General features: G+C 34.7%; 7 protein-coding genes and 1 pseudogene. 6 read left to right on the top strand and 2 right to left on the bottom strand.

What is annotated here, in order from left to right; all coding sequences use genetic code 11:
* Nucleotides 1–98 precede the first annotated feature (98 nt).
* Nucleotides 99–287 (bottom strand): annotated as a pseudogene (locus WFZ86_RS10075) (IS1595 family transposase); the annotation flags it as partial.
* A 241-nt stretch (nucleotides 288–528) separates the two neighbouring features.
* On the opposite strand from WFZ86_RS10075, the gene WFZ86_RS10070 reads away from it, so the two are divergent.
* From WFZ86_RS10070 to WFZ86_RS10060, 3 genes are all read left to right on the top strand, one after another.
* Nucleotides 529–3525 (top strand): SusC/RagA family TonB-linked outer membrane protein, encoded by a 2997-nt coding sequence (locus WFZ86_RS10070; RefSeq protein WP_342691820.1) that lies wholly within the window; start codon nucleotides 529–531, stop codon nucleotides 3523–3525.
* An 11-nt stretch (nucleotides 3526–3536) separates the two neighbouring features.
* The gene (locus WFZ86_RS10065) at nucleotides 3537–5144 is read left to right on the top strand and encodes a RagB/SusD family nutrient uptake outer membrane protein (RefSeq protein ID WP_342691819.1); all 1608 of its coding nucleotides are present in this window, start codon (nucleotides 3537–3539) and stop codon (nucleotides 5142–5144) included.
* A gap of 99 nt (nucleotides 5145–5243) precedes the next feature.
* The gene (locus WFZ86_RS10060; protein ID WP_342691818.1) at nucleotides 5244–6833 is read left to right on the top strand and encodes a M61 family metallopeptidase; all 1590 of its coding nucleotides are present in this window, start codon (nucleotides 5244–5246) and stop codon (nucleotides 6831–6833) included.
* A gap of 55 nt (nucleotides 6834–6888) precedes the next feature.
* Here the strand turns inward: WFZ86_RS10060 and WFZ86_RS10055 are convergent, their stop codons facing one another.
* On the bottom strand, nucleotides 6889–7731 hold the full coding sequence (locus tag WFZ86_RS10055) for an AraC family transcriptional regulator (protein ID WP_078229284.1): 843 nt from the start codon (nucleotides 7729–7731) through the stop codon (nucleotides 6889–6891).
* 137 nt (nucleotides 7732–7868) lie between these two features.
* Between WFZ86_RS10055 and WFZ86_RS10050 the strand changes: the two genes are divergently transcribed.
* From WFZ86_RS10050 to WFZ86_RS10040, 3 genes are read left to right on the top strand one after another with little or no spacing between them, the layout of a single operon-like run.
* Nucleotides 7869–8783 carry a dihydrodipicolinate synthase family protein gene (locus WFZ86_RS10050; RefSeq protein WP_342691817.1) on the top strand — a complete coding sequence of 305 codons (915 nt, stop codon included), beginning with the start codon at nucleotides 7869–7871 and terminating at the stop codon, nucleotides 8781–8783.
* Nucleotides 8784–8803: 20 nt separating this feature from the next.
* Nucleotides 8804–10372 carry an aldehyde dehydrogenase (NADP(+)) gene (locus WFZ86_RS10045; protein WP_342691816.1) on the top strand — a complete coding sequence of 523 codons (1569 nt, stop codon included), beginning with the start codon at nucleotides 8804–8806 and terminating at the stop codon, nucleotides 10370–10372.
* Nucleotides 10373–10375: 3 nt separating this feature from the next.
* Entirely contained in the window at nucleotides 10376–11386 is a 1011-nt protein-coding gene (locus tag WFZ86_RS10040) for a 4-hydroxyproline epimerase (RefSeq protein WP_342691815.1), read from the top strand.
* The last annotated feature ends 2 nt before the right edge of the window (nucleotides 11387–11388 follow it).

Below are 11388 nucleotides of genomic sequence, written 5' to 3'. Positions count from 1 at the left end.
TTATTCTAAAATGCTTTAGAGTTACACAAATAACATGCAATGGCTGAAGTAATATTTAAATCTCAATCGATTAATACACCGGAACTTTACCTGATTTCAGAACTAGAACCAAGACTGATGCGACTTCCATATTTTTCACATTGAACTTTTAAATCCGTCTTGCGAAAATAATGTTCTGTGTGTTTACACTTTTTACAAGTAATCCCCATTTCAAGCCGTTTGGCTTTAAATTCCTCAATACATGAGACCTCATCAGGATATTTTTCGAAAAACTTAGGTAGGTTCATAATGGGGTGATAACCCAAATATTTTTTTCTGCATTAGTAAAAGTAACGAATAGCCATACTATATATACAATTTCTTTGATATTAATTATTGAAATCCTTTCAGTCTTTACTTAAATTTTAAATATTTAACTAAATATAGGATAATATAGTATTATCATGTGGTAATATAAACATTTTGGTCAGCTTTAATTTAATATATTTTTACAAGTGTTAATAGTACACAAATAAAACTGTTTAAATTATGAAACCAATCACACAAGCTTTTAAAAGTACAATAACATCTTATTATAGAGACAAGGTGTTCTGTACAATTTTATTTATGTTTGTTTTTTTAAGCTCTTTTTCTCAACAGAAATACAGCGGGAAAATTACAGATTCAAACAATCTTCCTCTGCCAGGGGTGTCAGTTTTAGAGAAAAACACAACCAATGCAGTTATAAGTGATTTTGATGGTAGCTTTGAAATTCGTACTAAAGGAAACAATGTCATATTAGTTTTTTCTTATGTAGGATTAAAAACTAAAGAGCTAAAACCAGATGGTAATATTCTCAATGTAATTTTAGAATCGGACTTAAATGAATTAAATGAAGTAGTGGTCGTAGGATACGGAACCCAGAAAAAATCAAGGGTTACCACCGCTATTGCTAGTATAAAAGAGGAGAATTTTACAAGAGGTGCTATTAGAGATGCTTCGGATCTTATTAGAGGTAAAGCAGCAGGTCTAACAATTAGTAATGGTTCCGGTGATCCGAGTTCATCATCTAATATTTCATTGCGTGGAGTTTCTACTTTACAAGGAAACGCTGCTCCTTTGGTCTTAATTAATGGTGTACCGGGAGGTATGAATACCGTTGCTCCAAATGACATTGCTTCTATCGATATATTGAAAGATGCTTCAGCAGCTGCAATTTATGGAACAAGAGGTGCAAATGGGGTTATTCTTATTACCACAAAAACGGTAAACAAAGACATTGCACCAACTATTACCTATTCAACATTTGCTACAATAAGTAATTTTTATAATAAGGCTGATTTTTTAGATGCTACACAACAAAGAAATTTCCGCTCTCAAGGATTAAGAATACCTTATCAAGAGGGTGGGGCTGATACCAATTGGTTGGATCAAATTTCAGGAAGTGGATTTGCTAAAAATCATAATTTAGCTTTAAAAGGAGGAAATGTTAAAACAAACTATACTGTGAATCTTAATTATATAGATGAAACAGGTGTTTTTACTAATACATTTAATAAAGAGTATCGATTCTCATTTGATGTTAATCATAGTATGTTCAATGATAAGTTAAAAGTTAATTTGAACTTACTAAATGGAACCCAAAATATGGGACTTTCAGAAGGAACAGTAGCTTACGCCTATAGACAAGCTATGATAAGAAACCCTACAGCTTCTGTTTATGAGCCTGATGGAGTGACTTATGATGAGAATTATACGGATAAAGGTAAGTTTCAATATTATAATCCTGTAGGTATTATAAATGAAACAATAGAAGATAGAAATAGAACATGGCAAAGATTTACAGCTAATCTGACACTTGATTTATTACCAGGATGGGATGTAGGGGCGCAACTTTCAAAAAATAAAGACACATTTTTAAACGGATATGCAGAAACCAAAAAACATTATTCAAATACGATAAATTTGCGAAATGGTGTTGCTTCAAGGAATATGGGTACGACGGATAGTGATTTAGTTGAGATAACATCCAAATACCATAAAATTTTAGATAAGCATGAGTTTACAGTATTAGGGGGCTATAGTTATCAATATATCGTAAATGAAGGATTTTCGGCCAGTAATTCTGATTTTCCTACCGATGCTTTTTCCTATAATAATTTGGGTTCAGGAAATGCTTTGTCTGATGGATTAGCAGGGATGGGAAGTTATAAAAATGATAATACATTAATTGGATTCTTTGGTAGAGTTAACTATAACTTTAATAGTAAATACGATTTATTAGTTAGTATCAGGAGAGAAGGATCTTCTAAATTTGGTGCAAATTACCAATGGGGAAATTTCCCTGCGGTTTCTGCAGGATGGAGTATTAATAAGGAGTCTTTCTTAAAAGATGTTGAAACTGTAAATATTTTAAAATTAAGAGCAGGTTATGGAGAAACAGGAGTAATTCCTAATGATCCTTATATGTCACTGACATTGTATAATTATGGTGGCTATTTTTATAATGATGGAAAATGGGTGAGAGGATTAGAACCAGTAAGTAATCCTAATCCTGATTTGCGTTGGGAGAAAACGACAGAAGTAAATATAGGTCTTGATTTTGGATTTTTTAATAATAGAATTAGCGGAAGCGTTGATGTGTATAGTAAAAAAACAATTGATATGTTATGGACATACGCTGTGCCAAGTCCTCCTAATATATATGATTCGACTATTGCTAATGTTGGTAAAATGGAAAATAAAGGTATCGAAATTCTTCTTAATACAATTCCTGTCAAAACGGATAATTTTCTTTGGAGTTCCTCAATGACTTTTTCACACAATAAAAATAAGTTAACAAGTCTTTCTAATGATTTATATCAAATTGAAGGAGATTATATAAATAGAGGAAACACTGGAGATCCTATTTCATTCGAAACTCATAGATTAGAAGTTGGACAATCATTAGGTAATTTTTGGGGGTTAAAATCGGTAGATATTACTAATGATGGACAATGGATTGTTGAATTGCCAGACGGTACAAGGAAAACACTTGATCCTTCTATGTACAATGATACGAATAAGCAATATTTAGGAAATGGTATTCCGCAATATTATGCAGGTTGGACCAATACTTTTAGCTACAAAAAATTTGATTTAAGTATGGTGCTGACAGGAGCTTTCGATTTTCAAATACTAAATAGTCAACGTATGTTTTATGGAAATTCTAAAACAGAATATAATATGCTATCTAGTACATATGACAAAGTGTATGGTAAGGCGGTATTAAATTATAATCCAACTTATGTAAGTTATTATATTGAACAAGGAGATTATGTAAAGATTGACAACATAACTTTATCCTATAATTTTGATGTTAAGCCGTTTAAATTCATCAATGCAATGCGATTGTATGTATCCGGGAATAACTTAGCCACGTTTACAAAGTACAAAGGTTTGGATCCAGAGATAATAAGAGGAGACCCTACATCTCAAGGAATGGATAATAGGGATAAATATCCAAGTACAACAGGTATGACTTTGGGATTAAATGTAACTTTTTAAATTAATTCAAAATGAAAAATAAAAATATAATATACAAAATCCTTGCTTCGGGCTTACTGCTTTTAGGAACAGGATGCACTAATTTAGATGAGAATGTTTATGATAAAGTAATTGGTGAGGAAACTAAATTTAAGGCAGAAGATTTAGCAAGCCTTATGGCACCAGCTTATACGTCATTAAGAGAGGTTTATTGGGGCTGGGATGCGGCGTTTTGTTTATACGAAGAATCATCAGATTTAATAGTAACGCCATTAAGAAACGGTATTGGCTGGGGAGATTATTACATTACAATGCACCAACACACGTATGAGGCTCCGCTACCTCATGCAGAAGGGAATTGGGCTTATTTGTTTGGTGGTGTAAATAATGTCAATAAAGCTATTTTTCAGATAGAACAAATACCGGATCTTGAAAATAAAGATATTGTTTTTCAGGAACTAAGAGCTTTAAGAGCTATTTATTATTATTTATTATTAGATAATTTTAGAAATGTTCCTATTGTAACCAAATATGATTTACCTAAAGGATATTTGCCAGAACAAAATACAGGTAAAGAAGTGTATGATTTTGTAGAAAGTGAACTAAAAGGTACTTTACCTTATTTGAGTGATAAGAAAGAATCTAAAAATTATGGGAAAGTTACAAAATGGGCTGCTAAAATGACTTTGGCAAAACTGTATTTAAATGCTGAGGTTTATATAGGAACGCCAAAATGGAACGAAGCTTTAGCTGAAGTTAATGATGTTATAAATAATGGAGGTTTTACATTATGCACAAATTATTTAGATAATTTCATAATAGAAAATCAATTTTCTTCAGAACAGATATTTTCTATTCCTTTTGATCAAAAAAAAGCAGGTGGAAGTTACTGGCCATTTAAAACATTAGCAGCTGAAAGTCAGGTAACTTATGAATTAGCTGGAGGACCCTGGAATGGTTCTGGCGGAATACCTCAATTTATAGATACTTATGATCCTGATGATCAAAGATTAAAAGATTCCTGGTTAGGAGGAAAACAGTTTGATAGTAAAGGAGAACCTATTATGCTAAAAAATGGAGCACAATTTGAGTATCTTAACTACTTGACAGATGTTAATGGCTGCGAACCTAACGAAGGGTATAGAATGGTTAAATATGAAATTGGCAAAGGTCAAATTGCACAATTAAGTAATGATGTTCCTTTTTATAGATTAGCCGACGCTATGATGATTAAAGCAGAGTGTTTATTAAGAACAGGAGATGCTGCTGGTGCTGCAGAAATTGTAACAAAAGTAAGAGAAAGAAATTTTAGAAAGACTAATCCGGCCAAAGCAACTGTTACAGGTGCGAAACTGTTAGGAGGAAGTGTTTATAAATATGGTACTTATAAGGCAGGAGTAATTACAAATTACGAAGGAGGAGCAGATATTCTTTACGGAGGTTTCCTTGATGAATTAGCTTGGGAATTCGTTGGAGAGGCACATAGAAAACAAGACTTAATACGATTTGGAGTGTATTCAACAAAATCATGGTTTTCAAAGGTAGCAAATCCTGCCGGTGCTTTTAGAGCTATTCTTCCAATACCGAAGGTTCAGTTAGAGAGAAATAGCAATTTAAAACAAAATCCAGGGTACCTATAATAAAATAGTAAACTTTTACAAGTTGGTTACTTGTAATTATAAGTGTGTGAAAAGCTGTTCCTGTTCAGGGATGGCTTTTCATTTTAAAGTAAAATCAATATGAAATATACAATTGAAATCATAAAAATTTGTTTTTGCCTGATTGTTTTTCAAATAGCACTTTCTTGTAAAACAGTAAGTAAGACAGCTAATACCCAAATAAAACAGCATTATTCGGTTGCTTTTCAGGATCCGGAGTCGCATTATCTCGAAGTAGTTCTAAATTTTGAAAACCTTTCATCGGCACAAACTAATTTAGTGCTTCCGGTCTGGACGCCTGGTTATTATTTGATTTTGGATACACCGCGCTATATTATAGATTTTGACGTAACAGATGCCAATGGCAACAAAATAAACTGGCATAAAAAAACTAAAAACTGCTGGGTGGCAGAAAACGGAAAAGCCTCTAAAATACAGGTAAAGTACAGGGTTTTTGCCAATAAAAAATCGGTAGCAGAATCGTATGTCGATTCTGAAAAAGCATTTTTAATGCCCAACACTATTTTTATGCATGTAGAAAACGCCTTAAACAACCCAGTAACACTGACCATCAATCCTTATAAAAACTGGAAAAAAATCTCAACAGGATTACAATCTGCTGCTCCGGACAGTTTTATTTTTACAGCTAAAAATATGGATATTTTGTATGATAGTCCAATATATTTAGGCAATCAAAAAATTATCAATTTCAAGCATGAAGGAAAATCATATTCTTTAGGAATTGCAACTCCACAAGGATTAAACGAAGAAAAATTAACCTCAGATCTCAAAAAAATAATGACAGCAACAACTGCTATCATGGAAAAAGTGCCTTATGATGATTACAGCTACATTATGATGGAAGCAGGAGGCGGAGGATTGGAGCATTGGAATTCGCAGGCTATTTTTACCAACGGAACTTTCGATTTTAAAAATAATGAAGCATACACTGATTTTCTGAATTTTGTAACACATGAATATTTCCATCTTTATAATGTAAAAGCAATTCGCCCAATAGAATTAGGACCTTTTGATTATAACAAAGAAAATTATACCTCAATGTTATGGTTTTCTGAAGGTTTTACGGTTTATTACGAGTACATTATTATGATGAAAGCCGGTTTGCTTGATGGTAATGAAGCTTTAAAATACATTTCGGAATCTATAAAACGATACGAAAATATTGAAGGTAATAAACACATGTCCTTATCCAGATCGAGTTTTGATATTTGGCTGAATTTCTTCAACAACGAAAGTAATGCTCAACAAACTACGATTTCCTATTACAATAAAGGACCGGTTATTGGTTTTTTATTAGATCTTGAAATCAGAAACAATACCCATAATCAAAAATCATTAGACGATGTAATGCGTTTTCTATATAATGAATATTATGAAAAAAAAGGAAGAGGATTTACCGAAGCCGAGTTTTGGCAGACTTCTGAACAAATCGCAGGAAAATCTCTAGCTGAAATAAAAAACTATGTAGACACTACGACTGAAATAGATTACCCAAAATATTTAAAATACGCAGGACTTCAAATCGATTTGAGTCTGGTAAAATCTTCAGTTAAAAAAGATTACTTTTTCGAAAGAAGTTTTGAAATCAAAAAAATTTCGGAAGCGTCAGAACTGCAATTAGAAATCAGAAAATCTATTTTTAAAATTTAAAGCCACAGATTAGAAAGATTAGAAAAAAAACTGCTGAGTTTGTAAGCTAAAAAAATTAAAATTGGGCGCGATAATGGGAAGGGGAAATTCCCTTCAGTTCCTTAAACTTCCTGTTGAAGTTGGCAATATCCTGAAAACCGCAGAGTTCAGATATGGAGGCAATCGAAAGGTCTTTTTTATGGTACAGTAATTTGCACGCATTTTCAATTCTGATTTCAATCAAAAACTGAAAGAAGGTTTTATTAGTACGTTTTTTAAAGTATCTGCAAAAGGCATTTTTGCTCATATTGGCTTTCTCCGCCACTTCTTCCAATGTAATATTCTGATGGTAAAATTCAATAGCATATTCAAAAACAGCACTCATTCTTCTTCCTTCATCATCAGTATATTTTTTTTTGTAAACAAAAGAAGAAAGCGGTGTTTTTTCAGAAGAAATAATAATGTTTATAATTTTTAAAAACGAGGCGATTCGCTGTAATTTATTCTGCTTTTTCAGCTTCTCAAAATGATGGATGATTTTTTTGTGGTTCGACAGTATTTTCATTCCATATTCAGATTCCTTAAAAAAATCATCTACACTGCTCATATCATTCAGACTGAAAAAATCTTTCCCGAAAGAGGTTTTGGTAAAAAATAAAGTTAGCATTACAGACTCCGGGCTGGCTTCTACATTACTCCTGAAAACATGCGGTACGTTTTCACCAATTATTAAAACATCGTCTTCTTTATAATCATTAATAGAATCTCCAACAATCAGTGTTCCGGCACCTTTCACGATATAACTGATCTGAATTTCTTCATGCTGGTGCAGCTGATCATAGAAAACACGTTCAATATCCTCTTGATATATGAGTGCTTCTCTCTCGGTTTTTGGGATTTTAAAAGGTAAGATTTTCAAAGGATTGTTTTTTAGTTATGTAAATATTATCAAAAAAATCAGATTATACAATAGATGGGGTAATATAGTCCTGATAACGGCTAATAATGACAAAGACGTCTCTTTTTATAAGTTTTATTTTTGATAAAAATTATAATATGAATATAAATTGGGAAGGCGTAATGCCGGCTGTAACGACTAAGTTTACAGAAGAAGGTCAACTAGACCTCGTAATGTTCGAAAAAAATATTAAAGCACAAATTGAAGCTGGAGTTAACGGAATCATACTTGGCGGAACCCTTGGAGAAGCTAGTACATTGACTAAAGAAGAAAAAGAGGTTTTAATTAACAACACGTTAAGAATCACAGCAGGAAAAATTCCGGTTATTGTAAACATTGCAGAACAGACCACCAGCGAAGCCATTACTTTGGCCAAACGTGCCGAAGAATTAGGTGTAAACGGTTTGATGTTACTGCCTCCAATGCGCTATAAAGCTACAGACTACGAAACGGTTGTTTATTTTAAGGAAATCGCAAAAAGTACATCGCTACCGATTATGATTTACAATAATCCTGTAGATTATAAAATTGAGGTAACGCTGGACATGTTTGAAGAACTTTTAAAATTAGACAATATTCAGGCAGTAAAAGAGTCTACGCGCGATATTAGCAATGTAGTAAGAATTAGAAACCGTTTTGGAAACCGTTTAAAAGTACTTTGTGGTGTTGATACTCTGGCATTAGAAAGTTTGGTGACAGGAGCAGATGGCTGGGTTGCCGGTTTAGTAGTAGCATATCCGGCAGAAACTGTGGCCATTTATAAACTTGTAAAAGCTGGAAGAATTGAGGAAGCGGTAGCCATTTACAGATGGTTTATGCCACTATTAGAACTGGATATTTCTCCGCAATTGGTACAAAACATCAAATTGGCTGAGGTTGCCACTGGACTTGGTACAGAAAACGTAAGAGCTCCAAGACTTCCATTGCAGGGAGTTGAAAGAGAACGCGTTTTGACTATTATCGATGTTGCAATGAAAAACAGACCCATTTTGCCTGATTACAAAAACATTTAACTAAAGGTAAAAAGTAAGCTATGACTACTGGACAAAATTATATTGGAGAAACGCTTTCCGCAAAAGGTAAAACGACTTATAAGACGATCAATCCGGAACTAAATACAGAGAATAAAACTGTTTTTTATGAAGCTACCCAAGACGAAATTGCTCAGGCTGTAGCTTTAGCTGAAGAAGCTTTTAAAACATACGGAACAATTGTGGACGTAAAAAAAGCAGATTTTCTGGAAGCTATTGCCGAAGAAATTGAAGCGTTGGGTGAGGATTTATTAACGACTTATATTCAGGAATCTGGACTTCCTGTTGGCAGAGCCAATGGGGAACGCGGAAGAACAACCGGACAGTTGAGGGCCTTTGCTACGATGTTGAGAGAAGGCTCATGGGTAGAAGCCATCATCAACAAAACAGAAGACAAACCTGATATTCGCAGAATGCAGATTCCACTTGGGCCTGTAGTGGTTTTTGGAGCCAGTAATTTTCCGCTGGCTTTCTCGACCGCCGGTGGTGATACGGCGAGTGCTTTGGCTGCTGGTTGTCCGGTCATTGTAAAATCACATCCGCTTCATGCGGGAACGGGCGAGTTGGTATCTTCGGCAATTATCAAAGCAGCTCAAAGAACCGGAATGCCAAATGGTGTCTTTTCGAACCTAAACAGCAGCGGTATCGAGGTAGGAAAAGCTTTGGTTGAACATCCCTCTGTAAAAGCGGTTGGTTTTACAGGAAGTATTACAGGAGGAACTGCTCTTTGTAAAATTGCAGCCAACAGACCTGTTCCGATTCCAGTTTATGCAGAGATGGGAAGCATTAATCCAGTGGTAATTTTACCATCGGCCTTAAAACTGGAGAGTGAAAAATGGGCTAAAAACTACGCTGCATCTATTATAGCAGGAACAGGTCAGTTTTGCACCAATCCCGGACTTATTTTAGGAATAAATAGTAAAGAATTAGAGAATTTTATTACTATTTTAGCTTTAGAGACAGACAAATTAGAGCCAGCCTGTATGCTGCATCCCGATATTAAAACTAAATATGAAAGTTTGAAGTCAGAAGTTCTTGAACAGGAAGGATATACGCAGCAGACTAATTTAAAGAAAGAGGTAAAGCCAAATTATGCCCTGCAAAATGTAATATCGGTAGATGGAAATACCTTCTTAAAGAACAAAATATTTCATAAGGAGGTTTTTGGGCCTTTTTCTGTGGTTGTTAAATGTGATGATATTCAGCAATTGAATACAATTATTGAAAATCTGGAAGGACAGCTCACCGGTACTATTTTAAATTCGGATGAAAGTGAATTAAAAGATTTCAAAGAAGTAATCCAAAACCTTAAAAATAAGGTAGGGAGATTAATCTTTAACAATGTACCTACAGGAGTTGAGGTTTGCTCGGGAATGACACATGGTGGCCCTTTTCCTGCCAGTTCTGACAGTAAATTTACTTCGGTAGGATTAACGGCAGTAAAAAGATGGGTTCGTCCGGTTACGTTTCAGGACTGGCCAAATAAATTATTGCCCGTTGCTTTGCAGGATGAAAACCTATTAGGAATTAACAGAACAGTAAATGATATAGTAACCCAGAATCCTATTTAATATATGCCCAGAAAAACCTTTTTTTGCGTTGATGCACATACTTGTGGTAATCCAGTAAGAGTAGTTGCCGGCGGAGGCCCAAACCTTGTTGGAAACAACATGAGTGAAAAACGGCAACACTTTCTAAAAGAATACGATTGGATTCGCAAAGGACTTATGTTTGAACCTAGAGGACATGATATGATGAGTGGCAGCATTTTGTATCCTCCAAGCAATCCTGAAAATGACTTCGGAATCTTATTTATCGAAACTTCAGGATGCCTTCCTATGTGTGGTCACGGAACCATCGGAACCATAACCATTGCCATTGAAGAGGGTTTGGTAATTCCTAAAATTCCGGGAAAAATTAAAATGGAAGCACCAGCAGGATTGGTCCAGATCGAATACCAGCAAACGGGAAAGAAAGTAGAATGGGTACGTTTGACAAACGTAAAATCGTATCTGGCAGCCGAGGGGTTGACAGTTGATTGTCCGGAACTAGGCGAAATTGTTTTTGATGTGGCTTACGGAGGAAATTATTACGCCATTGTAGACCCGCAGCCACATTTTTCAGGAATTCAGGATTTTACAGCCGGAAAAATAGTGCAGTACAGCCAGGTAGTCCGCAAACGTATTAACGAGAAATACCCAAATCTTTTCATTCATCTTGAAAATGATACGATTCGGGATGTGAGTCATATGCTCTGGACAGGAGATCCTATTGACCCGTCCTCTTCAGGGCGAAATGCTGTTTTCTATGGCGATAAAGCTATCGATCGCTCACCTTGCGGAACCGGAACTTCAGCCAGGATTGCACAGCTTCATGCCAAAGGAAAACTTAAAAAAGGGGAAGATTATATTCACGAAAGTTTTATCGGAAGCAAGTTTATTGGACGAGTGGAAGAAGAAACCGCTATTGGAGATATAAAAGCCATCGTACCAAGTATTCAGGGTTGGGCAAAAGTGTACGGTTATAATAACATTATAATTGATGAAGATGATGATCCGTACGCATTTGGTTTTCAGGTCATTTAAAA

It is taken from the genome of Flavobacterium polysaccharolyticum (assembly GCF_038739875.1).
GTDB classification, from domain to species: Bacteria; Bacteroidota; Bacteroidia; order Flavobacteriales; family Flavobacteriaceae; genus Flavobacterium; species Flavobacterium polysaccharolyticum.
Note: the sequence above shows the minus strand (reverse complement) of the source record. Positions and strands in the feature narration are given on the sequence as shown.

Coding starts and splice junctions, on each gene's coding strand:
- WFZ86_RS10070 (WP_342691820.1), top strand. CDS start 529: ATGAAACCAATCACACAAGCTTTTAAAAGTACAATAACATCTTATTAT.
- WFZ86_RS10065 (WP_342691819.1), top strand. CDS start 3,537: ATGAAAAATAAAAATATAATATACAAAATCCTTGCTTCGGGCTTACTG.
- WFZ86_RS10060 (WP_342691818.1), top strand. CDS start 5,244: ATGAAATATACAATTGAAATCATAAAAATTTGTTTTTGCCTGATTGTT.
- WFZ86_RS10050 (WP_342691817.1), top strand. CDS start 7,869: ATGAATATAAATTGGGAAGGCGTAATGCCGGCTGTAACGACTAAGTTT.
- WFZ86_RS10045 (WP_342691816.1), top strand. CDS start 8,804: ATGACTACTGGACAAAATTATATTGGAGAAACGCTTTCCGCAAAAGGT.
- WFZ86_RS10040 (WP_342691815.1), top strand. CDS start 10,376: ATGCCCAGAAAAACCTTTTTTTGCGTTGATGCACATACTTGTGGTAAT.